The sequence below is a fragment of the Spartinivicinus poritis genome (genome assembly GCF_028858535.1).
GTDB lineage: Bacteria > Pseudomonadota > Gammaproteobacteria > Pseudomonadales > Zooshikellaceae > Spartinivicinus > Spartinivicinus poritis.
The window spans coordinates 12,585-36,151 of sequence record NZ_JAPMOU010000050.1 but is presented as its reverse complement, the minus strand read 5'-3'; the positions used below and the strand labels follow the sequence as shown (position 1 = coordinate 36,151).

The following is a 23,567-nucleotide window of genomic DNA, read 5'->3' as shown; positions in this document are numbered from 1 at the left end:
TTATCCCGGATTCCCACTAATTGACCCTGCTTGTTTGAAGCACTGCCGGTTAAGCGGAAGATTTTTTCTGGGCCTTGCTGGGAGATAATCGAAATTAAATCGTTACCTAAATCAAGTACCTGTAGTTTTTCCGTTTGGTTGTAACTTCGGCCATTGGCTGGTGGTATGGGTAAGGGGATTGAACGGCCTTCCTGGTTGAAATAAAACAGTTGGCTACCTGCTTGTTGAAGCTTTTCACCTAATGGGGTGGTCCAGCCTGTGCCTAATTCGGCCGCTTTATTATTACTGGTGCGGTAGGTGCGATTCCAACTAAATGATAATGGCCCACTTAAGACAAAATCCGTTTGCTCAAGCAGTTCCTCGCCTGCCACCATACTAATCGGGCAACCATTGGTGCAGGTTTTATCATTGCTAGGGACTTTTTGGCCATTACCGTTTTCACCTGAGGTTTTATTGGTTTTTACTTCAGGTTTTTGTTTGGCTGCAGCGGCTTTTTGTTGTTTGGATTGCTTAGCGTTAAAGTCACAGGATTCACAGTTGCCTTTTTTCTGCTTTTTGAATTGGTCTTTGACTTTAGTTGTTGCATTGGTCACAGAGTCACTGACTTTACTGGCGCCCTTGCTTGATGTCTTAGCTGTTTTTTCCAGCTTTTTGAGTTGAGCTATTCGTGCCTTAGCTTTGGCTATTTTATCAGCAATTTTTTTTACACGAAGTGCCGTGCGTGCTGCTTTTGCTGGCTTAGCCACGGCATCACCTACATAGGGAATGACAGAAACCAGAGAAAGAGCACCACCAAGAAAATCACCTCTGGCAAAGCTCATACCTGCGCCAATCAGGTCAGAAGCTGGCGTAGGGTCAACCATGCCTGCAACATCAACGGCAGTGATGGCTAGTTCGGCCATCTTTTCTTTTTCTAAACTAGCCAGTTCTTTTTGTGCTTTAGCAAGGGATTGAGTTACATTCATTGTTTCAACATTCCTGTTACTCCATTAATAAGCATCTATAACTCGTTAAAGAACACTACACTATTCTACATAAAGTCACTATTGGAGTAACAAATGTGAGTTTTGTTAATCTTCTCTAATTATTCCAGAAGAGCCTGTTGCTTATGAACACAGCACCCAAAGTATTGTTAGTTGATGATGAAGAGCAAGTGCTCAAAGCGAATAGCCAGTGGTTAGAGCTTAGTGGCTTTTCGGTTATTTGTTGTAATACGGCTCATGAAGCGATTAATCAGCTACAGCAAGGGTTCACGGGGGTAGTGATTAGTGATGTAAAAATGCCAGGTATAGATGGGTTAACATTGCTGGAACAAGCTAAAGAACTAAACTCCAACTTACCTATAATTTTGATTACTGGGCATGGTGATGTCAGTATGGCTGTAGAGGCACTACATAAAGGCGCTTACGACTTTATTGAAAAACCATTTGACCCAGATAGACTGAAAGAGCGAATTCAGCGCGCAGATGAACAGTTACAGCTAAAAATAAAAAACCAGCAACTTCGCCAGCAATTGGCTGAGCAAAGTGGTATTTCAGCTAAATTATTAGGTGAAAGTAAAGCAATACAGCAGGTTCGAGAAGAAATTCTATCCCTGGCAAACTTTAATACACCAGTACTTATTCATGGGGAGACTGGTTGTGGTAAAGAGTTGGTGGCACAGTGTTTACATGAATACAGCCAGCGAGCAAATAAACCATTTGTTGCCTTAAACTGTGGTGCTATTCCAGAAGCATTATTTGAAAGTGAATTATTTGGCCACGAAGCAGGCGCCTTTAGTGGTGCACAAAAGCAACGTAAGGGAAAACTGGAACACGCAAATGGAGGTGTGGTTTTTCTTGATGAAGTTGAGAGTATGCCCTCACATTTACAAGTAAAGTTACTTAGAGCGCTACAGTCTGGAGAAATTGAGCGGCTGGGATCAAATAGAATTATTAACTTAGATATTAGAGTAATCAGTGCGACGAAAATATCACTTAAAGATGCTAGTGAATTTCGACAGGATTTATACTATCGGCTAAATGTATCAGAAATTATTTTACCGCCTCTAAGAGAGCGATGTAATGATATACCACTTTTATTTACCTACTTTGCAAACCTGGCTGCAGAGCAGTATCAACGACCAGTTAAAGTATTGGCTCCAAGTGATATTGATTTATTAACGGCTTATACATGGCCTGGTAATATTCGTGAGTTAAGAAATGTTGTGACGCGATATATTTTGGCAAAGGATAAATCTATTATTGACTTGATCGATGCAAATAATAGTAAAGAAATAGAAGAAATTGACAACGTTCTGGAGGGAAAATTGTCACTTGGCCATAAGCTAAACCAGTATGAACGACAATTAATTCATAAAGCATTAGAGAAATATCAGGGCAATATAAGCCAGGTAATGGCTGAACTTGATTTACCTAGACGAACGTTGAACCAGAAAATGCAAAAGTATGGGTTAAATCGGTTGGATTATTTGGGTAAATAAAAGGGAGTCATTACATCAAATAGTAATATAAGTGAAGTGTGTAGCAACGCAGAGGCTACAGTTAAGCTATGAAAGATAGGGCATGATTTTTTTACTTGGTTGTGACAAAATTGCCTGTTAACTCATTTATAATGAATAGATTCAAACATTCCTTTTGTTGTTAGTGGTTTAGGAGTTTGATGCTTTTCATCTTAAAGCTGTAATACTTAATAGCCCCAAGTGCCGGGGCTATTTTTTACCTAAACTTAGCTAGGCAGATAATTATACTTTTTTATAGCTGCAGGACAAATTTGTTATAAATGAGTAAATGTTAGGTGTGTATTAGAAAGTTATTTATTGATAATAAAAAATAATTAGTTGTAAATAAACTGAGTTATACCCGCAGCTTTGAATGTAAACAATGATTATTTCCCTTTTAAGTGGCTTAGAAGACGCTCAGAGTCTTTTTCTTCAATGCCTGTTATTCTGAATTTACCAGATATAGATGACTGTATTGTAGCAGTTGAAATTAAAGTATTATCAATATAAAGGCTCACTCTTTTTTTCAAGTGTTTCTGGGTGAAGTGCTCAAGTTGTAATGATGATCTTGAGTCAAGCTCCACATTAATCTGTGGTCTATCGTTTTCGTCTGTAGATAAAAAATTTTTTTCCTTACCTGAGTGAGTTTTAAAATATTTATAATCCAGCATCTTCCTGCTTTAGCTCTTTTACTGCTTCAACTAGCACAGGAATTAAGCCAATATAATTTACTTGTAGATAGCCGTCTTCATGAGTGGAGACAAATTCAGGAATGACTTGCTGTATGTCTTGGGCAATCACACCATATTCTTCGGTATTAGTAGGTTCAAAGGTATAAAAAATGCCTTTAAATTGAAGAAGTTTTGCTAGGCTGGAGGGTAGTAGCTGGATATTTTTTTAAGATTTTCGTCACTAAAGCGAATAAAACTTGATATATAGCTTGTTGCGCATTCAGAATAACTCTCATTTTTTGAACAATGAAGTTCTGCACCAGTAATATTTGATAAAAATAGTCCTATAAATATGAATAGTGAATTTTTTTAAGAATAAAATACTATTCCTGTAGTGTTGTACTTGCTTGCAAGAATGGTAGACCTTGGGGTTTGTTATTTGATGTGAGTCAGTTGTGTGACTGGTTAGCAGCTCTTTGACATAACTAATAATGATAGCAGCACTGAGCAATGATATACCCGTCGCGAATCATTTTTAGGTTTTGTTATCTTCATTCCTCACCTAAAAACCCTTCGCACTGGGTATAATAGCCGTAACTGTTACTTTGTATACTCCTATCACTATTGATGATGTCCTATATGATAGCTTTGGAAATGGCTGACCCCAATATGGTCAACTCATTGGCAGCATTTACCAAGGACTTAACTCTAATTACAGAATAGGCTGAAACCAGCTAACTTTCGATGCTCAGGGAAAATGAGCAGTAAAAATAATTCTTTCAACTAAAGTTAAGGTTTGTTCACTTAGAATTCATGATAGAGGTTGGTTTATACAAGCTCTTTACACAACAGTGACAATTGTAATAAAAACTGATAACTCAAACTACTTTTTTAGTTGACTACTACTTTAAACTCTCTTTGTATTAAATAAGTATATTAATATTTTGGGTCTTTATTTTTCTATCTGTTTGAAAGTCAAAAATAAATATATTTAACGTTTTTGAACTTTATTTTTTAAAATGGCTCTTCATTCATTTATTTGATTGAGAAATATTAATACTTCTATTGAAAACCAACTTTTTAAATTATCAAAATACTCGACTTCGACTAAGGAGATGTCTTTCATGAAAACTCTTTACTTACTTTCACTTGCAACACTCAGTTTAGCTGTGTCTTCAACTCTTTTAGCGAATAATACTGCACTATACCAAGTATTAAAATCAGCCAGTGGTATATGCTTAGGGGTCCAAGAGGCACATTCTGCAGATAACACACCAGTTCTTCCTCTCACATGTGATAGCAGTGGAAGCCAACAGTGGCGTATGGATAAATTAGGACGCCTTCATCCTAAGAATGCGCCGGAAAAATGTTTAGAAGTAGGCAGCAATGTTACTTATGAGAAAACTGCTTATATTACTCAATGTAATGAAGAAATGTACCAGCGCTGGCGCTGGTCACAGGGCACAATACAAAACCAATATAACCCTTATATGGTCTTAGACTACTATGCTGACCGACAATTGATCGGTGTGTGGCAATTTCATGGTGGACAAAACCAGCAGTGGCAATGGGTTAAATCAGACAACCCTACAACTCCAGACAAACCCAATAAGCCTACAAATATTAGCAATACTCGCGACATCATCATTTCTGTCAATACATGGGGTGAATATAATAATCGTGCTTGGGAAGGACAAAGTGATGTGAGAGAAAAAGGTGACTTTAAACTTTACAATGCAGTCATTTATTTAGATAAAGTAGAAGGCTATGACTTAGGTAATGATAAACCATTTACACGTGGCCGCCGTTCATTTGATCCAAGTAATATCATGGTAAAAGCATCTACAGTTCATAATGATGATCGAAGAGATGATCAGTTATCCATTAAGCACAGTAAACAATTATTAATGTTCTTTAAAGAATATTTTGATGCCATAGTTGCAAAAGAAAAGAAAACCTATCCAAATAAGAGCTTACGTTTTAGTTTTTTGGTACATGGGCATGGTTCTGCAGGACGTGGAGCACTATTTGAAAGAAGATTAAAATCAGATGATACAAGAGAATTGCTAAAACATATAATAGCAGTATCAGGTCAGAAGCTAGCTATGTTAGATTTATCAAGTATTTGTAACGAAGCAACCTGGGCCAATATTAGTAATTTGGCACCTTATGCTGACTATATTGCTGCTTCTGAGTTTCTATCTGGAGGTATGAAGAGTGACTGGAAGGGTGAAAAGTATGTACGTTTTCTTCCAGAGAATCATTATCCTGACGAATTCGATGCTAAATTAGATGTTAAAGATATTCTTGTAAATCAATTTAATAGAATTAAAAAATACAATTACAATAAACAAGTTGGACCTTATAGAGCTGGAGGCTCGACACAAAAGTCTAAAACTTTATTTGAATCTAAGAAGGTAGATCAGTTTGTTTGTAGTTTAAAAGGTATTCAGGGAGACTTAATACCACAAAAGCATCATAAAGAGTCAATCGTACATGATGTGAAAAAATATTTATTAGACTTAAAAGCTCATGGAACTAATGATCAAAACAGAATTGATCAAGCATTGAAAGCATACGACAATATGGCTATTTATCATGTAACCAATGAATCTACAATGCCTGATACATGGAGTCAATATCGTAGTCATGGGTTATCAATGGCTTTATCTTGGTCCATGCATGGTTTTACAAACCCTGTTGGTAAAGACCTTTTTGATGCATTTAGTGAAGTGATGCATCAGAAACCACAGTGTAAATAACGGTTAAGGTTTCTATAGAAGATCGTCCATTGGACGGTTTTTTTGATATATAATCCACCCTTTGGATAGTCAAAAATAGCTAAGAGTCTACCTTATCAGACCAAAGCCGGTTAGCTTTTGTATAAAAAACAACCGGCTTTGAATATTGTTCCTCAACTTTACGTATGGACCACTAGTCGCAATTTAGAGCCGGGCTTTAACTATTATATAAGTCCAATTTGACAGTCTCACTTACGTATTTACGCTAAAACTGTTACATGAGTAGTGCTTAACTCCATGCTTTTGCAACATTAGCATAATACTCATTAAAATAAGGAATCATCTTTTCCCTTGAAACTTCTACCATTGGTGCTAGTTCAGGTGGAAGGACATAGTTTCCTTCTATTTGTTCGTATATTTTTGAAAGTCCTTCCATCATCCATATACCTGCTACATGATGAAAACCAAATTTAGTTGCTGTTACTACTTGGTGCTCATATACTGCTGCTTCAATATGCTTAGCCACCTCAAAAATTGCTTCTTGTTTAGTCCACACTTGTATTGGTTCTCGTTCGGGGGAAAAAAGCTCCTCGCATAGTGGCTCTTTATTCAATAATTTATTAGCCATGTCTTTGGCAAGTAACGGTGAAAGTGACAAGCCATCTCTAAAGGTGCCAGTCATTAGCCATAAACCATCTAAAGAGGTTCTTCCTATCAGTGGGAACGTATCAGCACTAACCGGTCGATTACCTGAATACCAGTCACAAATTTGGGCCCAAACATAGTTTTCATTTAGCTGTTCCATAGCACACTCTAATAGAAAGAATGCATCACTGACATTGGGTTTTACAAAAGGACGTTGTGTTGCCCAATTAGTTGCGCCGATGTAAGCACTTTTTTCTCCTCTGGGAACTTGATGTAAACCACAAGCAAATGCTCTATTTGGTGTTCTAATTACATGAGGGTTAATTTCCGCTTCAGGTGCTCCATCTGCAAAGTAAGCTGCTTCTGTGCTAAGTAAGACAGCGTTACCTCCACAGGCAAATAGGCGAGGAATACGGAATTTTAGCTCAGGTATTTTATCAATTAGATGTTGTGTGCCTATGCCTGAAGCAAGTAAAACTCGATTGGCTTTTAGCTGCTCATTATTAGATAAAATCACACCATTAACCTGTTGGCTGTCATAACAAACTGCATGGGCTCTTTCATTAACTAAAGTGATATTATTCAGTTGCTGACAGGCAAATTCCATTCTTTGTAGTAAAGCATTTGGATCTATATATCCATCTTCTTTGATAAGAATACTTCGAATAGGTCTCGCTGAAGGCTTTGGATTTAACCCTACTATATCTTTTGGGGCAACCTCTTCGATTGGTGCATTATACTCCCTCATTTTATTAACAATAGCATCGTAGTTATTATCATCGAGGCTAGAGCCTTGCGAATTATTAATTAAATAAGTACCCCACTTGACTTCTAGTGGATTGTTGTCGCTAAATTGATTAATCTGATCTAACCAGCTATTCCACATTGAAATAGCTTGATGAGCAAAAGCTACCTTTTTATTTCCATATTTTGATTTTATTAGAGTTTCAGTGATTTCTCCAAAGCAGCTGATCATAGCACCTGCAGCAGGTGTGGCTGCTGTTTGTCTGTCTTGAGAACCGACGACAGCAATGTTTAGTGCTGTATCCTCTAAACCTAAGGCAATTGCCGTTGATAGACCAAGGACTCCATTACCAACGATAATAATGTCATATTGATTCATAAAAATATAATTCCTTTTAATTGTTTTCAAAGTGTTTATTAATGTTTAAATTATTTTTAGCTGTTTACCGATTTTTTCAAATGCACTGATAGCAGTATCAAGTTGTTGATAAGATAAGGCTGTGCTGATATTTGTTCTAATTCGGTTTGCATTAGCTGAAACTGCTGGATAACAAACAGGATTAACAAAAATACCATTTAGATGGAGTAATTTAACAAACTCAAAGGTTAATTGTTGATCTTTTATCAATATGGGAACTATAGGTGTCTCCGAATTCATTGTGTCAAAACTTAATTGTTGTAATGTTTGACGAAAATAATTGGTTTTTCTATTGAGATCTTCTTGAATTTCTGGTCTAGACTCTAAAATTTCAATTGACTTTAAAATAGCTGATACAATAGGAACTGGCAATGAAGCAGAAAATATGAAAGGACCAGAAGCATATTTAATAAGATTAATTGCTTCCAAAGAGCCGGCTACATAACCACCAATTGCAGGAATGCCTTTGCTGAAACTGCCAGTTATAATATCAACATGAGAAGCCAGGTCCCCGTAATATGAAGCGGTGCCTCTACCGCAAGTGCCGATACTACCAATGGCATGAGCATCATCAATAATTAAGAAAGCATGATAGGTCTCAGCAAGATCAATTAACTGGGGAAGTTTACAAATATCACCATCCATACTGAATACACCATCAGTGACAATAAATTTTCGCTGTTCTCTTGGATAAGATTGGAGACGAAACTTTAGGTGCTCCATATCGTTATGCTTATATCTTTTGACAACAGCTCCAGAAAGCTGAAGTCCTTCGTTAATAGACTTGTGATTTAGCTGGTCTGAAAAGACGATATCTTCAGGTGAGATCAAAGTAGAGAGAGTCGCTGTATTTGCATCATAACCACTACTAAAGGCAGCAGAGGCTTCAGTGCCTAGAAACTCAGCAACCTTATCTTCTAATTGAATATGTAGATCTGTTGTTCCATTAAGCAGTCTAACTCCCGAAGTAGAAGTACCATAATCATTTAAACTTTCTTGAGCTGCAGCAATTACTTCGTGGTTACCACTAAGGCCTGAATAATTGTACGAGCCTAAATGAATTAATTCACGGTTATTTGAATTATTATCAATTGAGGCTATAACAGTTGCATTATCGCCTATTTTACAGGTACGTGGTGCTACCTTTAAGTTATCAGTTTTGTGAAGCCAGTTATATAACCCTAATTTTTTCCTTAAAAAGCTATTCTCATAAAGAAAACTTCTATTCCTTGTTAACACTCGATACTCCGTAAGTTATGACACTAGAATAATTGCTATTTATTATCATGCTTTGGATAAAATATAAATTTAGCAATATTTTATCAACGTTAACGATTACTAATGTCGCAAATTGATATGTTTTAAATCACTGTTATCAGAGCTGACTAGTTGTTTTTCAGCAAACATTGTTCTGGTCGACTCTGTTGGGTACTTTTATTTTCCGCCCAAAACCACCTACTTCAGCAGGTGGCTATCATTTGAGAGATTTCAAAATCGACTGGCGACATCTTTTTGCTAGTGAGTGTATACGTTCAGTGCTGTAATACTTCATAAATGATCGCAGTAATAATCGTTAACTTAAGCTGTACTGTCGAAAGATATGACCAAAGTACTCTGTAGCGTGTCACATTGAAACCTGATGTTTTACCAAACTATGACTGTAGTTTTTCAGTGTGCAACAACTACTCGAATTGATTTATATGATAATACTGAGAATCCATAGGCAATATAGTATTGCTAAGTGAGTATGCTGTTGGGATAGATAGGCAGAAATTTGCTTATGCAGGATTACTCCTATAACCACCTTATACTGTCTTATACTTTTATAAAGGCTTGGTTTGCTATATGTATGTAAAGGTATTCTAAAGTAGTAGTATCTGTATGTAACAAATAAGTAATGAGGATAAGCAAAAAATGGCTCATACAAACAGGCTTTATTCAGCAATATTTTGCCAATCTTTCTTGATTGGTTTTAAAATCTTTTAATTTTCAAATGGTTACAGCTTGCCTTTGGTTGGCATGAGGGTTGCCTACTAGGTTTGTCATAGGTTGCCTTTAGGGAATGCATGAAGCCATTTGCAAAGAGTAACCTTCATTTGAAGTTAGGAAGTAATAACAAAGAGGTTAATACATGATAAAAATTAACAAGCGAGCTTTCTTAAAACGTCGGTCTTTTTTAAAGACAGTTATCAGTTCAACTGCTGCTGTCTTATTGACACTTAATGGTGGCTTTGCACATGCAGAGCAAGAGCAATCTTATATTCTGGCTACTGCCTCAACAGGAGGGACTTTTTATCCAGTAGGTGTTGCCTTAGCTACTTTAACTAAGGTGAAGTTACAGCCAAGTTACAATATCAGTCTATCAGCCATTAGCTCTGCAGGCTCTGGTGAGAATATTAAACTAATGAATGATAATGAAGCCCAGTTTGCAATATTACAAGGCTTGTATGGTGCGTGGGCTAAAAAAGGTGAGGGACAACTGAAGAATTTAGGCGCTCAAAGAAAGCTGCGTTCCATAACCATGCTTTGGCAAAATGTTGAACACTTTATTGTTGATGCTAAGTTAGCCAAGAGTGGCTCATTAGATGATTTAAAACAGCTGGATGGGAAAAAATTCTCAATAGGTAAACGTAATTCAGGCACTGAAGGTTCTGGCCGTTATATTATGAGTCAGCTTGGCATTAACCCAAATACATTTACGCTCGCTTATATGGGCTATGGCCCGAGTGCTGATGCTTTGCAAAATGGGTCAATTAATGGCATGAATACACCTGCTGGAGTACCTGTTAGTGCAGTTACCAGAGCTTTTGCAAAGTCAGGTGATAATCTGCGAATTTTAGAGGTGACTGATAAACAGCTGGACAAAATTAATGCGCAATATAAGCTTTGGAGTCGCTATGAAATTCCACCTAACACTTACCATGGCCAAAGTAAGTCAGTAAAAACTATTTCTCAACCAAATTTTTTAGCTGTACGGGATGATGTACCTGAACAAACAGTATATATGCTGACAAAAACCATTTATGAAAACCTATCATTTTTAAATGGTATTCATAAAGCAACTACAGTAATGGCTTTAAATAAGGCGATTGAAGGTTTGCCTTTGCCACTGCATCCAGGTGCTGCAAAATACTTTAAAGAGAAAGGAGTGTCTATTCCTAGTCATTTACAGTAATTAGCAATGCTCTGCATCAATTATTAAAAAATAATATATCGGATATATTGAATATTATATCCGATATGGAACAGCTTTAATTATATTATTTATAAGTGCCCTAAGCTCGTTGAATAATAAAATAATCAGTAAAATTCAAAATAGTAGCTTGATATATCCAAAACGAAAGGTATGGCTATAAAAAAGGGCATAAGTGGTTAGTAGTACCAATTGAGGTGTATGTATGTACAATACCATTAATGAGCCCTTGGATAAGTATCGAGCGTCTTCACAAGACTCGATAAAATACACCCGATATATAGTCTATTTTTTAGCGATAGCACTATCATTAACACATATTTATTTTAATACTTTTAGTACATTATCTGAGCTTTGGATTTCGGCTATTCATTTTTCCGGTTTTGGGCTGTTATGTATTTTGACTGTACCCATTGTGAAGAATGAATCTGATGGGGGTAGAAGCTGGAAAATAGTAGATGTTTTTCTTGCCGGCATTGTCGTAGTGAGTGCTGGCTATTTAATTCTATTTGAAGACCAGTTATATGCGCGTGGTGTAGAGCTGTCACAATGGGATTGGTGGGTGGCAATAGCCTCAATTACGGTGGCTCTTGAATTAACCCGTCGTACTATGGGATGGTTTATTCCAGTATTAACCCTGGTTGCCCTCAGCTATGTTGTTTGGTGGGGAAAACTCATATCAGGTCCTTTTCACTTTCCTGGCTTAAGTTTAGAAACCTTATTATATCGCAGCTACTTCAGCCCTGAAGGAATGTTTGGCCCTATTGCCAGAATTTCCTGGAGCTATGTATTTATGTTTATTTTATTTGGCTCTTTTTTAGTTCAATCAGGGGCGGGTGATTTTATTATTAAATTAGCACGAGCAGCTGCTGGGCGGTTTACTGGTGGACCTGGCTTTGTTGCTGTATTAGGCTCTGGCTTGATGGGGTCTGTGTCTGGCTCATCGGTTGCTAATACAGTATCAACAGGCGTTATTACCATTCCTTTGATGAAGCAGGCTGGCTTTCCTGCTCGTTTTGCGGCAGGAGTAGAAGCTGCAGCTTCTACTGGTGGGCAGTTAATGCCTCCAGTAATGGGGGCTGGAGCATTTATTATGGCCAACTATACCCAGCTGTCTTATTTAGAAATCATGGGGGCAGCGACGTTACCAGCATTATTATATTTTTTATCCGTTGCTTTTTTCGTGAGAATTGAAGCCAAACGACAAGGCTTACATGCAACAGATGAAACTAAAATAAATGAAAACCAAGAGTCTATAGGGAAGTTGTTAAAATCAGGCTGGCATTTTACCTTGCCAATAGCAAGCTTAGTAGCGATGTTAATTTATGGCTTTACCCCAACTTATGCCGCTGGTTTTAGTATTTTGGTTGTTATTGCCAGCACTTGGCTAACTGCTGCACCAATGAAATTACCTCAAGTTACCCAGGCTATGGTATTGGGTAGTAAAAACATGGCTGCAACAGCGATGCTATTGGTTACTATTGGCCTGGTGGTAAATACAGTCGCAACAACAGGTGTTGGTAATACTTTCTCATTAATGATTACTGATTGGGCTGGTGGTAGTTTGTTGGTGACCATCGTTTTGGTTGCTTTGGCATCACTTATTTTGGGGATGGGCCTACCTGTAACTGCGTCTTATATTATTCTGGCTACCCTGGCTGCCCCTGCAATTTATAATCTAATTGCTGAAGCACAATTATTAGAGTTGCTTATGAGCGGTCAAATACCAGAGCAAATCAAACCTATGTTAATGCTGGTCGCACCTGAACAAGCACAACAGTTTGGTAGTGTAATGTCATTAACTGATGCGCAGGCTTTAATTGCGTTAATACCTGCTGATTTAAAAAATACTTTAATTGATAGTGCTATCGACCCTACTCAATTGACGTTAGCACTATTATCTGCCCATATGATTATTTTTTGGCTATCCCAAGACAGCAATGTAACACCGCCGGTATGCTTAACTGCATTTGCAGCTGCTGCTATTGCAAAAACTAGCCCAATGAGAACAGGCTTTGCCGCATGGAAAATAGCCAAAGGCTTATATATTGTGCCTTTGTTGTTTGCTTATACACCACTATTAAGCAGTGACTTAAGTAAGGCATTACCAGTATTTATTACTGCTTTATTAGGGATTTATGCCTTAGCTGCTGCATTAGAAGGCTATTTAGAAAGTACACTGAGTTGGATGCAGCGGCTTGTAGCACTAGCAAGTGGTGTGTCATTGTTGTGGCCTCAGCAAAATATATGGCTAACAATAATAGGGGTGAGTGCATTTGTTGGATTGTTTTATTGGAGCTTTAACAAAAGCAAAATAAAACTGAAGGAATAAAGCGTGGCTAATGTAGATGGGCTTTAGGCGACTATCAATCGATGGCTGCAAACCCTAAAGTTCATTCTCAAAGGGTATAATAAGGAGTAAGTCACTTTTGGTGAGTGACATATCTCTCCTACTCTAAAAGGATAGCCTTAAGCTATTAATAAAAAATTGCCATACTAGCCCGCTTCATACCCTACGCTTTGGGTATGTTTTGCTGATACTTTTGGGCTAAGGAGAGTGTTAATGCGCTTATACTATCTTATTGTTATTTGCTGTCTGGCTAGTGTTACGGTAGAAGCGGCCAGTAAGCCAGTAGTCAGAGTGTTTCGTGATTGGCGAGTAGAGTGTGTGAGAGACCAGCCAAGCTGCACCATGACCACTGCTGCAAAATGGTCGAAATATAAACGATCTAAGATGTATCAGTTAAAAATACATAAGCACCAGCTTAACCAACCGTTAGAACTCAGTTTTGTTAACAAAAGTAATGGTATTGAAGCAGGCTCATCATTGGTGTTTGTTACAGATCAAAAAGAAGCAATTAATGTTAACTATCCTGAAGAAATTAAACCGCTAGGCGATGCATCTTTCTATACCGTCCTGACTAGGGATACAGCTGATGAGCTAATTGATAATATGATTTTAGGAAAAAGGATAGTTGTTAACTTTATCAATGAATCTAATAAAACAAAGCAGTTGCTATTTTCATTATTAGGTGTGACAGCTTCAATTCGCTTTATTGATCAGCACCAAAGTCAATTTAGCATTAACTCAACTAATAAAGATTGGTCTGCAAACTTTATTGATTTATTTCCAGCCATTCATACTTGTTTAGGCCAGACGAAAAATCATGCATCAGTATATAGTGCCTGGACATTAGGTAATGGGAAAGCTGGTGTGTTGGTAAAAAACCAAGATGGTGCTTTTTTTGAGTGTCAGGTACCTGTATTAGGTGCTCAAGTTGAGAAATATAATGCAGTAGATGATATTCGTGGCTTCCCGCTAGGCCCAATTTTTACGCCAAGTCATTATCCGGTGAGCGCTTTTTGTGGAAAACATTTGCGCGCAACGGATATCACAGGCCAATATGTTGGTTGGTTAACCTATGCCGGCTGTGAGTAATTAAAAGTAAATCACTAGGATTCAAGCTTTGGGTTAGTCGTTGACTAACCTGTCTTTTTTATTTGTTTTTGCTTGTATTATAAGGTTTTATGGAGCTAACCTGGCTAGCTACTTTAAAATCATTAGGTAAACTATTATCAGTAGATAGTTGATGCTTAATCAGTTGACTAGCAGGAATTACTTTGTAATTTTGTACAACTAAAGGTGGTTTATCTATTTTTGCAACAATAAAGTAGCCTGTTAATATACCAAACAAAATAGCTAAAATATTAAGTAACATAGCTTCACTCCATGATACCATTCCTTGAGTATATGAATTCTTAGTTTAGTACTTTAATAGCTGTATGTTTATATGGAAATTGTTAAGACAATAGTCGCATTGTGTTGAGTGAAGTATTTAAGGGAGGAGTAAATAAAGTAAGTCTTTCCTTGGTTCAATGAGGTTGCCGCAAAACTGCCCCCTTTTTTCAAAGGGGGCGGTTGGATCGTGCTATAGTTCTAATCCAACCTTTTGCAGCAGTGTACACTGGAAAAGGGAATGATTAAAATAAAACCCTAACACGGATTGTACCATTCACTTTCTGGAGTTTTTCGAGAGCAATCTGGCTTTTCTCTGCATCAACATCAATCACTACATAACCAACCTTTTCATTGGTTTGTAAGTACTGGCCGGCAATGTTGATATTATTGTCAGAAAATATTTTGTTAATTTCTGATAACACCCCGGGTTGGTTTTTATGAACGTGTAATAGTCGATGCTGTTTTGGATGCGCAGGTAAAGCAACTTCTGGAAAGTTAACAGAAGAAATAGTAGTACCATTATCACTGTACTTAACCAGTTTCTCAGCTACTTCCTGACCAATGTTTTCTTGGGCTTCCATAGTGCTGCCTCCTACATGAGGAGTCAGGATTACATTGTGTAAGCCACGTAAAGGTGAAACAAACTCTTCATCATTGGAGCGAGGTTCAACTGGAAACACGTCAATTGCAGCACCTAATAGTTTTTTGGACTTTATTAATTCAGCCAGTGCATCAATATTTACAACTGTACCTCTTGATGCGTTAATAAGGATGGATCCAGGTTTCATTGCAGAAAGCTGTTCAGTATCAAACATCATTTGAGTGCTGGGGGTTTCAGGTACATGTAAGCTCACCACATCACACATACCTAATAATTCATTTAAGTTGTTAACCTGAGTAGCATTACCTAGTGGAAGTTTAGTGACAACATCATAAAAATATACTTCCATGCCAAGTGACTCTGCCATAACGCTGAGCTGGCTGCCGATACTTCCATAGCCGATGATACCGAGTTTTTTACCACGAATTTCATAGGAGTTTTTTGCTGATTTGAGCCAGCCTCCTTGATGAGCTAAAGCATTTTTTTCAGGTACACCACGCATTAATAATATAGCTTCGGCTATGACCAACTCAGCAACTGACCGGGTGTTAGAAAAAGGAGCATTGAAAACAGTAATGCCTCTTTCTTGAGCGGCTGCCAGTTCAACTTGATTGGTGCCAATGCAAAAACAGCCGACAGCAATTAGCTTTTTCGCAGCATCAAAAATGTCAGCAGTTAGCTGGGTGCGTGATCGAATACCCACGAAGTGTGCATCAGCAATCCTGACTTTTAACTCTTCGGCTGGAAGCGAGGTGGTTAAATACTCAATATTGGTGTAGCCATGGGCATTCAGGGTGTCGATGGCAGACTGATGCACCCCTTCAAGTAGTAAAAACTTGATCTTACTTTTGTCCAAAGACGTCTTGGCCATGATGACTTTAAATCCGCTGTAGTGGCTTACTTAATAGTACAACTTAGTAAAAAATAGCTAGCTGAGCTGTATAAAATGACTCTGTATATACAGTTGCCGGGCTTCTTGAATCCTGCACTTAGGCGCATTTCTTTCAATTAATGACCGATCTGGCCAAGTTCAGGGGAGGCATATGATAGCATACTGTGCCAAAATTAGGCGTTTATAATGAATGACTTTTATTCAATTTGAGTTGAGTTTTTTGAGAGTAGCTAGATGACCCCTGAGCAAATCGTTGAGCAGTTACAAACATTGGTAGAGTCTGACAAGGTAAAAACTGACCCAGAGTCTCTAGCATTTTATGGCACAGACTGGACCAAAGTATATGAGCCTAAACCGCTGGCAATTGTTTTTCCTAAGTCAATTGAGCAAGTTCAGGCAATAGTTAAGTTTGCCAACGAAAATCAGCTGGCCTTGGTGCCATCTGGTGGCAGAACGGGGTTAAGTGCAGGAGCTGTGGCGGCCAATGGCGAAATAGTAGTAGCCTTTGACTACATGAACAAAGTTGAAGCTTTCAATCCAGTTGATCGGACAGTCGTGTGTGGTCCAGGGGTGATTACTGAACAGCTGCAACAATACGCTGAAGAACAAGGGCTGTTTTACCCAGTTGATTTTGCTTCCAGTGGTTCTAGTCAAATCGCAGGTAACATTGCAACCAATGCTGGTGGTATTAAAGTGATTCGTTATGGAATGACTCGCAACTGGGTAGCTGGTTTAAAAGTAGTGACTGGAACAGGTGAGTTATTAGACTTAAATAAAGGGTTGGTCAAAAATAATACAGGCTATGACTTTCGCCATTTATTTATTGGTAGTGAGGGTACTTTGGGCTTTATTGTGGAAGCTACAATGCAGCTTACTCGTCCACCTAAAGACTTGACTGTACTAGTACTTGGTGTACCTGAATTCAGTGCTATTATGGATGTGTTAAAAGCTTTCCAAGAGAAAATTGATTTAACTGCATTTGAATTTTTCTCAGAAAAAGCCTTGGCTAAAGTGGTTGAGCACAGCGATGTACAGCGTCCATTCGAAAGTCAGACTGATTATTATGCACTAATTGAGTTTGAGTGCATTAATGAGCAAGTTGCTGATCAAGCAATGGAAGTGTTTGAGCATTGTATGGAGCAAGGCTGGGTTGAAGATGGGGTGATGAGTCAAAGCTTGGCACAGTTAGAGTCTTTATGGCGGTGTCGGGAAGATATTTCTGAAACCATCGCCCAGTGGACACCTTACAAAAATGATATTGCTGTTAGTGTATCTCATGTACCAGCTTTTTTAACTGAAGTAGAGGCAGCTGTTAATCAGCATTATCCTGACTTTGAAATTATCTGGTTTGGCCACATTGGCGATGGTAATGTTCACTTAAATATTTTGAAGCCTGATAATCTACCCAAAGAAGCTTTTTTTGAAAAATGCTCAGAAGTTAGTAATTGGGTATTTGAAATTGTACAAAAGTATCAAGGCTCTGTTTCTGCTGAGCATGGGGTAGGCATGACCAAACGGGATTACTTAACCTATACACGCAGTGAAGAAGAAATTAGTTTGATGAGGGGTATTAAAAAACTATTTGATCCAAACGGTATTATGAACCCTGGAAAAGTGATTAACTAAATATCCCCTTCGCTTTGACTATAACAGCCGCTTTCACCTCTACTGCAGGCTTTACGGAAAATACGTAAAGTCTTGCAGTAAAATGACGTTTATCACCTAAATTAAGCTTAAAGAAAAATAAACTCCAAAAAATAAATTGCGGGACGAGTTGAAATAATTGAGTGTGACTTGCCTTTTGATAGTAATGTTGATTAATTTCTAGGTTGTATACTCTGATTAGTTATTAATGATCAATTATTTACATAAGGAATCGGACGGGCAATGAGATTATTACTTGCATTACTATTACCCTGGTTGCAATTTTTTACGATTGGCAGGCCATTTGCTGGAATTATTTGTCTTATATTACAGATTACATTAATTGGCTGGATTCCTGCTGCTATTTGGTCTGTTTATGCACTAAGTCAATATAAAACCGATCAAAAAATAGAAGAGGCATTAAAAGATAGAGAGTAATTCATGTTTAAGGACACCTTGAATAATAATTAGAGGCGTCCTTTACATATCTAATACGAATGGTTTTAGTTTAAATCAGGTTTGATAGTTTGTTAGCGTAAATAAGGGGTAGGTGTGGACTCGATCCCTGAATACCCTAGCACTCTATTGGCCTTTTGTGGAAAAGGATAACAGATTTTGCTATGGGACAAATTTGTTTCAACAAGCATTTTTGCATGAAAAATAGCTAACATCAAAGGATCTATAACAGGTATACAATAACCACGATTAACTAATTGGTGTTGGAGTTTCGGTACTATACCTAAAAAATAACTGCCACCTAAAATAATAGTATCAGCATCTTTTTCATTAATGGTTTTAACTACCGCATTTAAGAGCTTATTCATGAGCTCTGTTTTATCTTTTAAATCTAAAAAGAAAGGCTGTAAATTAAGTATTTCGAATCCAACATAGTCATTAATGACACCATATTGTCTTATAAGCTCCTCTAAATATAGAGCATGCCAAGTACAAACAGTGATAATTGCAAATTTCCGGCCCAGTGAAGTGGCAACCCTCATACTTGAATCGGCCATACCAACAACGGGAATATTGACTAGTTCACGGCAGGCCCTTAGAGCAGTATCTCCCATTGACTCAATAACTATGGCATCTGACGCAGACTTCTCAGCATCTAAAGCAGCCAAAGCCATACCTGGTTTAGAAAACTCATGTTCTATATCAGATTGTCCATGAATTGAGCCCATTGGGTTATGTCTTAGTCTAATTGTCAGATTCTCACTTTGTAGAAAATCAAAGTCATTAATAGTTCGAAGAGGGTTGTCTGGGTTATGCGGAAAGGCTGTTATTACATCAATAGTAGGCACTTTCGTATCCTTTCATATTTATATCTGATAGTTAAAATTTTTGGCTTTTAGTTTTCATGTTTCTGAGATGCAAGGGCTTTTAGGGCTTTATCACCAGAGATAACTCTTGATAATTCATGTAGCTCGTAAATTTTACCGTTTTTAAGCTTCGATATTTGTATTATTTCAATCACAGCATTTGAGCCATCTTGCAATTCAATTGTCACCAAATGACGGTCTGAAAACGTACCTTCTGACTTAGCTGCTTCCATTACCTTAAAGTGAATATTTCTTACTTTATTTTTAACTATTTGTATATGCTTTTTAAACTCAGTTAAGTTAAGAACCTCACCATCAGCATATTGGGTATAATCTTCAGAAAAATAATAATCTATTAGCTGTGGACTTTTAAAAACAGTTGTATACATTTCTTCTAAACAGCTTTTTAAGTTTGCTTTGCAATTAAATAATGGCTGTTGCTGAAGAGCGCTTTGTGCATTGGCTGTCATAGTAAATACTCCTATTACATAAAGAAAAGTTAAGGTAAGTTTGTTCATTGCTTCTTCCTTTTTATTGCTTGGAATTAAGTTTCAGTATTACCAGTGTATAGATGTGCAAAGGTATCTTGTTAGCGATATAATGCCTTTTAGTTGTTGTATTGGGCCAGGATTGAAACAAGTGTATGAGTGATGATTTAGACTTCTCTATCCAAACAGTTATACGAGATAAAGCCAGGCATACGCCTAGCCATAGCCATGCAGAAGGTCAAATATTTGCTATTTTCAGTGGATTAATGACAGTAACAACGCATGCTGGAGTGTGGTCAATGCCACCTGGTCGATTAGGCTGGGTCCCTCCACACTGTACTCATAGTGCGGAAATCCACGTTCCTATTAATGGGTTTAGTATTCATATTAGCCAGTCAAACTCTTTACAATTGCCTAACCAGCCTACAGTTATAGCTACCTCAGCTTTGATGAAAGCACTTACAGAACGCTTGGTTATTGCTATGAAAGAAAATACCATTGGCAGCCCAGAATATAGAATATTAGAAGTGCTTATTGATGAAATGATAAGGGCCCAGCAAGAGCCGTTGTTGTTGCCCATGCCTGAAAGTGAGTGTTTAACCAAAATGGCATTAGCCATAATCAATGAGCCAAGTAATAATTTATCACTTGATGAATGGGCTGAAAAAGTGAATATGTCTAGAAGAACATTAACACGCCATTTTAAAGCAGAAACTGGACTTTCATTTGGTCAGTGGCGTTTACAAGCTAGACTTCACTATGCCCTGCAACTGCTTTCTGAAGGCAGCTCTGTTACGCAAGTAGCATTTGAACTAGGTTATAATAGTGTAAGCGCTTTTATTCATAGTTTTAAAAAGGTACTAGGGGTTACACCTTCTGGGTATTTTAATGAAATAAACTATTAGGAAAGTTATTTACTGCTTGATGTCGTCATACACTCAGGCAGCCATTGTTGCCAGGATGTTTTATATTTTTCTAGCCATTTTATAGCCGACTCGTTATAACTAAATTTGTCGTATTCATATAAAGCAGCTGCCTCTGCTATCATGTCGCTGGTAAAACTGATATTTTGAATAAATTGATAAGCACATGGCCAGTTTAAAGGAAAACTAGGGTTCGCAGCTTTTTTTAACCAGCCTTTCTTAGGGGCACCACAATCATTAATTTCAGTTGGATTTACCCCCCATGATCGGTCAGTAATACATTGCTGAGAAAACTCAGGGAATTCCACAAACTCGCCTTTAATACGGTTGTCAGTCCAATTTGGTGTCCAGTTGAGTAGTATAATGGGCTGTTTATTATGCACTGCTTTAATTAAACGCTTATTAAGAGATTGTGCATCAAGGCTAATAAGCCGGTAGTTCAATTTAAATACACGAATTCTAATGCCTTCATCACTAATCCATGGGCCAGTATAATAGACTCCTTTATTGCCTGATTGGGGGGTGCTAAATAGTTGGCTACACTTATTAAGTGCCTGCCAATCTGGTAATTCTGGGCATAGTTTTTTGATATAGCTAGGGTACCACCAGTCTTCTCTGGTATTGGCTGCATGGGGGCCTGCGTCTAAAATAACATTTTTTGCTACCATTCGATTAAAGTCTTTGGCCATTGAATATTGCCATACTTCAAGTTGTAGGTGAAGATGGCCTAGCCTCAGGCCTCCCCACTGCTGCTTTAAGGAAGTACTCTGGTATTTAACTATATATCCTTGGTTTTGTAACACTGAGCCAATTGCATAAGATAATATGATTTGGCTAGCCCAATCATTAGTTGCAATTTTTATTGGTATGCGTTTTTGATCTGCAGCTGCTTCAAAGCAATAGTTGAAAATCAAGGCTAAAATAATACAGCAAGCCGCTTTAGGCATGTAGGCTAACCAGTATATTCTAATATTTGATAAACAAGCTTGGATAGTCATTGTAACGGTCTTGAAAACACTGTAAATATTTATTGCAATGAGTTATATCCAGTTTTAATTAAGTATTGGTATTAGGCTATTAAGTAGATACTGTTAAAAGCATAGTGCAATTATGAGGGAACGTTGTAGGTCATATTTGTTATTTATAAAGTAGAGATTAAACTGAGGGCAAGAGAGAATGTAAATTAGATAACCTTATTATTGTCTTTTATGTGTAGTAATTTATTAGACTTATAAAATGCGAATAAGGCAGTATAAAAATGATATCTAGTATTGTTAATAAGCAACCTATTCATTGGGTAGCCATAAAAGATATTCAGCATTTTTCTATTGTGATTGTTTTTAATCAACAGAAATATTTTATACAACTTATGCCATCTGTTAAAGACAACCAGCATTATCGGCAGTTTTTGCAGGGTAGGAGCTTACAGCCTTTACCAGAGAAGAGAATACAAAGCATTGTTAAAAGGTTAAGTGATATAGTAGATCAATCCTTGTTGGCGAGTAAAAGCTATCATTGTGATCAATGGGGTAACTTAAGCTTGAGTAATGAAAATATATATTAAGAGGGTATTCATAGGTTATGCACAGAGTTATCCACGCATGTGAATAATACACAAATTTAGGGGATAATGATGTGGATAAGCTGCGGATGTACTTAAAATTATCAATAAATATAATGGTTTATGTAAAATGGTTCTAGTTTAAACAGTTGTTTATCTTACCCTGATTTTTTTGCATTTCGATAGTTGTTATGAATTTAACGAATTAAGTAATTGAAATATATTCATAAAGCCATTTCAACTCTCTTATCAGAAATAAGCACATTCGCTATGTTCTTGGCCAAGCATTTTATAGCGCTAGTTTAGCCATAAATGCTCTAACTTCCTTCCTCTTTCTGTAGCAGAAGCATTTATGCAAGTAAAAGTAGTAATCAGGCAAACAAATATTTCTCTGTATTTATTTTTAATAAAATGAAAATAGTAATAGATGGTTTTGATCTGTGTAGCCATGACTACTATCTCAAAAAGAGTTAACTAATTAGCTCTATCTACTTATAGATTAGCTACTATTTAGAGAGTTGATTGAGCTTATGAGATTTGTAAAATGAGAAATTTATTTATTAATCCGTTTGCATTATTTCTAATGTGTACTTTCAGTATTCATATACTGGCTAAAGATACAATTTCAATCACGGGGTGTGGTATTAGTAAAAAAGCTTATATGGAGAAAATTGCTTCTATATATGAGAAAAAATCTGGTATTAAAATCAGGCTTTCTGGTGGTGGTGCTACCAAAGGACTGCGGTTAACATCTCAAGGAAGAACAGATATAGGAGCTTCTTGTCGTCATCGAATAGCTTCTGAAAATGGAATTGTTAACGAAGAAAGTAATTTAGACCTGGTTCAGGTTGGGTGGGATGCACTGGTTGTCATGGTGAATAAAAATCAGAAGGTTGATAATTTAACAATACAAAACTTAAGAGATATTTTTGATGGTAAAGTAACTAGCTGGAATGAGCTGGGGGGGACTGAGATAGATATTTTGCCTCTGACCCGGAAAGGTAAGCTATCTGGTGTAGGTTATATGGCACGGCTGTTAATCTTTGCTGATCCAACCTATGAGTTTAAAAATAAAGGTAATAGGTATAAGTCTACTGGCCCATTAGAAAAAGCAACAATGAGTCATGAAGGTGCAATTGCAATTAATGGTATCAGCTCTGCTAAAAAGATTGATGTTAAATTTATTGGTATTGATGGCTTTGTTCCTACTAAAGAAAATATTATGAAAGGTAACTATCCATTTTTTAGACCGCTATATATTGCGATTCAAAAGAATAATGCTGACTTGGAAATCAAAAAACTAGTGCAGTTTATTTTAAGTGAAGAGGGACAAAAAATAATTTCTGATGAGGGTACAGTTAACTTAAAAGAAGGATTGGCATTAGCGGATAAATGGTTAGAGAAAGTAAAGAAAATGGGCAATGCATGGCAGGAAGATGAAGGTTTGATAATAACTTCGACCACACAAAAAGCGATCTAATCAAG

General features: G+C 37.2%; 20 protein-coding genes. 10 read left to right on the top strand and 10 right to left on the bottom strand.

The window, feature by feature from the left end; genetic code table 11:
• Window positions 1-965 (bottom strand): DUF6531 domain-containing protein (locus ORQ98_RS24125; RefSeq protein WP_274691379.1); only part of this gene is annotated, 965 nt, incomplete at its 3' end.
• A 143-nt stretch (window positions 966-1,108) separates the two neighbouring features.
• Between ORQ98_RS24125 and ORQ98_RS24120 the strand changes: the two genes are divergently transcribed.
• Window positions 1,109-2,482, top strand: coding sequence for a sigma-54-dependent transcriptional regulator (locus ORQ98_RS24120; RefSeq protein WP_274691378.1), 1,374 nt, complete (start codon window positions 1,109-1,111; stop codon window positions 2,480-2,482).
• Between the two features lie 404 nt (window positions 2,483-2,886).
• On the opposite strand, the gene ORQ98_RS24115 is transcribed toward ORQ98_RS24120, so the two are convergent.
• Both ORQ98_RS24115 and ORQ98_RS24110 read right to left on the bottom strand, forming a co-directional pair.
• Window positions 2,887-3,171 carry a SecDF P1 head subdomain-containing protein gene (locus tag ORQ98_RS24115; RefSeq protein ID WP_274691377.1) on the bottom strand — a complete coding sequence of 95 codons (285 nt, stop codon included), beginning with the start codon at window positions 3,169-3,171 and terminating at the stop codon, window positions 2,887-2,889.
• Window positions 3,158-3,391 carry a tail fiber domain-containing protein gene (locus ORQ98_RS24110; protein ID WP_274691380.1) on the bottom strand — a complete coding sequence of 78 codons (234 nt, stop codon included), beginning with the start codon at window positions 3,389-3,391 and terminating at the stop codon, window positions 3,158-3,160. The genes ORQ98_RS24115 and ORQ98_RS24110 overlap by 14 nt, the downstream gene beginning before the upstream one ends.
• A 904-nt stretch (window positions 3,392-4,295) precedes the next feature.
• Here ORQ98_RS24110 and ORQ98_RS24105 point away from each other — a divergent pair.
• Window positions 4,296-5,933: a ricin-type beta-trefoil lectin domain protein gene (locus ORQ98_RS24105; protein ID WP_274691376.1), complete on the top strand. Its 1,638-nt coding sequence runs from the start codon at window positions 4,296-4,298 to the stop codon at window positions 5,931-5,933.
• 268 nt (window positions 5,934-6,201) lie between these two features.
• Here the strand turns inward: ORQ98_RS24105 and ORQ98_RS24100 are convergent, their stop codons facing one another.
• Window positions 6,202-7,680, bottom strand: a complete 1,479-nt coding sequence (locus ORQ98_RS24100) for an NAD(P)/FAD-dependent oxidoreductase (RefSeq protein WP_274691375.1) — start codon at window positions 7,678-7,680, stop codon at window positions 6,202-6,204.
• 45 nt (window positions 7,681-7,725) lie between these two features.
• Complete coding sequence (locus ORQ98_RS24095; RefSeq protein ID WP_274691374.1) at window positions 7,726-8,958, bottom strand: aminotransferase class I/II-fold pyridoxal phosphate-dependent enzyme; 1,233 nt, start codon at window positions 8,956-8,958, stop codon at window positions 7,726-7,728.
• An 892-nt stretch (window positions 8,959-9,850) separates the two neighbouring features.
• On the opposite strand from ORQ98_RS24095, the gene ORQ98_RS24090 reads away from it, so the two are divergent.
• From ORQ98_RS24090 to ORQ98_RS24080, 3 genes are all read left to right on the top strand, one after another.
• Window positions 9,851-10,894 carry a TAXI family TRAP transporter solute-binding subunit gene (locus ORQ98_RS24090; RefSeq protein ID WP_274691373.1) on the top strand — a complete coding sequence of 348 codons (1,044 nt, stop codon included), beginning with the start codon at window positions 9,851-9,853 and terminating at the stop codon, window positions 10,892-10,894.
• A 223-nt stretch (window positions 10,895-11,117) separates the two neighbouring features.
• Window positions 11,118-13,244 carry a TRAP transporter permease gene (locus ORQ98_RS24085; protein WP_274691372.1) on the top strand — a complete coding sequence of 709 codons (2,127 nt, stop codon included), beginning with the start codon at window positions 11,118-11,120 and terminating at the stop codon, window positions 13,242-13,244.
• A 231-nt stretch (window positions 13,245-13,475) separates the two neighbouring features.
• Complete coding sequence (locus ORQ98_RS24080) at window positions 13,476-14,351, top strand: hypothetical protein (RefSeq protein WP_274691371.1); 876 nt, start codon at window positions 13,476-13,478, stop codon at window positions 14,349-14,351.
• A gap of 58 nt (window positions 14,352-14,409) precedes the next feature.
• Here the strand turns inward: ORQ98_RS24080 and ORQ98_RS24075 are convergent, their stop codons facing one another.
• Together ORQ98_RS24075 and serA are read right to left on the bottom strand one after the other, a co-directional pair.
• A complete protein-coding gene (locus ORQ98_RS24075) occupies window positions 14,410-14,631 on the bottom strand; it encodes a hypothetical protein (RefSeq protein WP_274691370.1) in 222 nt (73 codons plus the stop codon).
• A gap of 262 nt (window positions 14,632-14,893) precedes the next feature.
• Window positions 14,894-16,123, bottom strand: coding sequence for a phosphoglycerate dehydrogenase (gene serA, locus ORQ98_RS24070; RefSeq protein WP_274691369.1), 1,230 nt, complete (start codon window positions 16,121-16,123; stop codon window positions 14,894-14,896).
• A gap of 255 nt (window positions 16,124-16,378) precedes the next feature.
• Here serA and ORQ98_RS24065 point away from each other — a divergent pair, with 255 nt between their 5' ends.
• Together ORQ98_RS24065 and ORQ98_RS24060 are read left to right on the top strand one after the other, a co-directional pair.
• Window positions 16,379-17,770 (top strand): FAD-binding oxidoreductase, encoded by a 1,392-nt coding sequence (locus ORQ98_RS24065; RefSeq protein ID WP_274691368.1) that lies wholly within the window; start codon window positions 16,379-16,381, stop codon window positions 17,768-17,770.
• Window positions 17,771-18,031: 261 nt separating this feature from the next.
• Window positions 18,032-18,226, top strand: coding sequence for a YqaE/Pmp3 family membrane protein (locus tag ORQ98_RS24060; protein WP_274691367.1), 195 nt, complete (start codon window positions 18,032-18,034; stop codon window positions 18,224-18,226).
• Window positions 18,227-18,318: 92 nt separating this feature from the next.
• Here ORQ98_RS24060 and ORQ98_RS24055 read toward each other — a convergent pair whose 3' ends face one another.
• Together ORQ98_RS24055 and ORQ98_RS24050 are read right to left on the bottom strand one after the other, a co-directional pair.
• Window positions 18,319-19,092: an aspartate/glutamate racemase family protein gene (locus ORQ98_RS24055; protein WP_274691366.1), complete on the bottom strand. Its 774-nt coding sequence runs from the start codon at window positions 19,090-19,092 to the stop codon at window positions 18,319-18,321.
• A gap of 47 nt (window positions 19,093-19,139) precedes the next feature.
• The gene (locus ORQ98_RS24050; RefSeq protein ID WP_274691365.1) at window positions 19,140-19,628 is read right to left on the bottom strand and encodes a hypothetical protein; all 489 of its coding nucleotides are present in this window, start codon (window positions 19,626-19,628) and stop codon (window positions 19,140-19,142) included.
• A 125-nt stretch (window positions 19,629-19,753) separates the two neighbouring features.
• Between ORQ98_RS24050 and ORQ98_RS24045 the strand changes: the two genes are divergently transcribed.
• The gene (locus ORQ98_RS24045) at window positions 19,754-20,503 is read left to right on the top strand and encodes an AraC family transcriptional regulator (protein ID WP_274691364.1); all 750 of its coding nucleotides are present in this window, start codon (window positions 19,754-19,756) and stop codon (window positions 20,501-20,503) included.
• A gap of 5 nt (window positions 20,504-20,508) precedes the next feature.
• On the opposite strand, the gene ORQ98_RS24040 is transcribed toward ORQ98_RS24045, so the two are convergent.
• Window positions 20,509-21,468 carry an ABC transporter substrate-binding protein gene (locus tag ORQ98_RS24040; protein ID WP_274691363.1) on the bottom strand — a complete coding sequence of 320 codons (960 nt, stop codon included), beginning with the start codon at window positions 21,466-21,468 and terminating at the stop codon, window positions 20,509-20,511.
• A 311-nt stretch (window positions 21,469-21,779) separates the two neighbouring features.
• On the opposite strand from ORQ98_RS24040, the gene ORQ98_RS24035 reads away from it, so the two are divergent.
• Both ORQ98_RS24035 and ORQ98_RS24030 read left to right on the top strand, forming a co-directional pair.
• Window positions 21,780-22,085 carry a hypothetical protein gene (locus tag ORQ98_RS24035; RefSeq protein ID WP_274691362.1) on the top strand — a complete coding sequence of 102 codons (306 nt, stop codon included), beginning with the start codon at window positions 21,780-21,782 and terminating at the stop codon, window positions 22,083-22,085.
• A 541-nt stretch (window positions 22,086-22,626) separates the two neighbouring features.
• On the top strand, window positions 22,627-23,562 hold the full coding sequence (locus tag ORQ98_RS24030; RefSeq protein ID WP_274691361.1) for a substrate-binding domain-containing protein: 936 nt from the start codon (window positions 22,627-22,629) through the stop codon (window positions 23,560-23,562).
• The last annotated feature ends 5 nt before the right edge of the window (window positions 23,563-23,567 follow it).

Bases quoted from the DNA above. Each gene is read 5' to 3' on its own strand.
- ORQ98_RS24115 (WP_274691377.1), bottom strand. From the start codon at position 3,171: ATGCTGGATTATAAATATTTTAAAACTCACTCAGGTAAGGAAAAAAAT.
- ORQ98_RS24040 (WP_274691363.1), bottom strand. From the start codon at position 21,468: ATGCCTAAAGCGGCTTGCTGTATTATTTTAGCCTTGATTTTCAACTAT.
- ORQ98_RS24065 (WP_274691368.1), top strand. From the start codon at position 16,379: ATGACCCCTGAGCAAATCGTTGAGCAGTTACAAACATTGGTAGAGTCT.
- ORQ98_RS24035 (WP_274691362.1), top strand. From the start codon at position 21,780: ATGATATCTAGTATTGTTAATAAGCAACCTATTCATTGGGTAGCCATA.
- ORQ98_RS24085 (WP_274691372.1), top strand. From the start codon at position 11,118: ATGTACAATACCATTAATGAGCCCTTGGATAAGTATCGAGCGTCTTCA.
- ORQ98_RS24080 (WP_274691371.1), top strand. From the start codon at position 13,476: ATGCGCTTATACTATCTTATTGTTATTTGCTGTCTGGCTAGTGTTACG.
- ORQ98_RS24030 (WP_274691361.1), top strand. From the start codon at position 22,627: ATGAGAAATTTATTTATTAATCCGTTTGCATTATTTCTAATGTGTACT.
- ORQ98_RS24120 (WP_274691378.1), top strand. From the start codon at position 1,109: ATGAACACAGCACCCAAAGTATTGTTAGTTGATGATGAAGAGCAAGTG.
- serA (WP_274691369.1), bottom strand. From the start codon at position 16,123: ATGGCCAAGACGTCTTTGGACAAAAGTAAGATCAAGTTTTTACTACTT.
- ORQ98_RS24045 (WP_274691364.1), top strand. From the start codon at position 19,754: ATGAGTGATGATTTAGACTTCTCTATCCAAACAGTTATACGAGATAAA.
- ORQ98_RS24090 (WP_274691373.1), top strand. From the start codon at position 9,851: ATGATAAAAATTAACAAGCGAGCTTTCTTAAAACGTCGGTCTTTTTTA.
- ORQ98_RS24050 (WP_274691365.1), bottom strand. From the start codon at position 19,628: ATGAACAAACTTACCTTAACTTTTCTTTATGTAATAGGAGTATTTACT.
- ORQ98_RS24060 (WP_274691367.1), top strand. From the start codon at position 18,032: ATGAGATTATTACTTGCATTACTATTACCCTGGTTGCAATTTTTTACG.
- ORQ98_RS24075 (WP_274691370.1), bottom strand. From the start codon at position 14,631: ATGTTACTTAATATTTTAGCTATTTTGTTTGGTATATTAACAGGCTAC.
- ORQ98_RS24105 (WP_274691376.1), top strand. From the start codon at position 4,296: ATGAAAACTCTTTACTTACTTTCACTTGCAACACTCAGTTTAGCTGTG.
- ORQ98_RS24100 (WP_274691375.1), bottom strand. From the start codon at position 7,680: ATGAATCAATATGACATTATTATCGTTGGTAATGGAGTCCTTGGTCTA.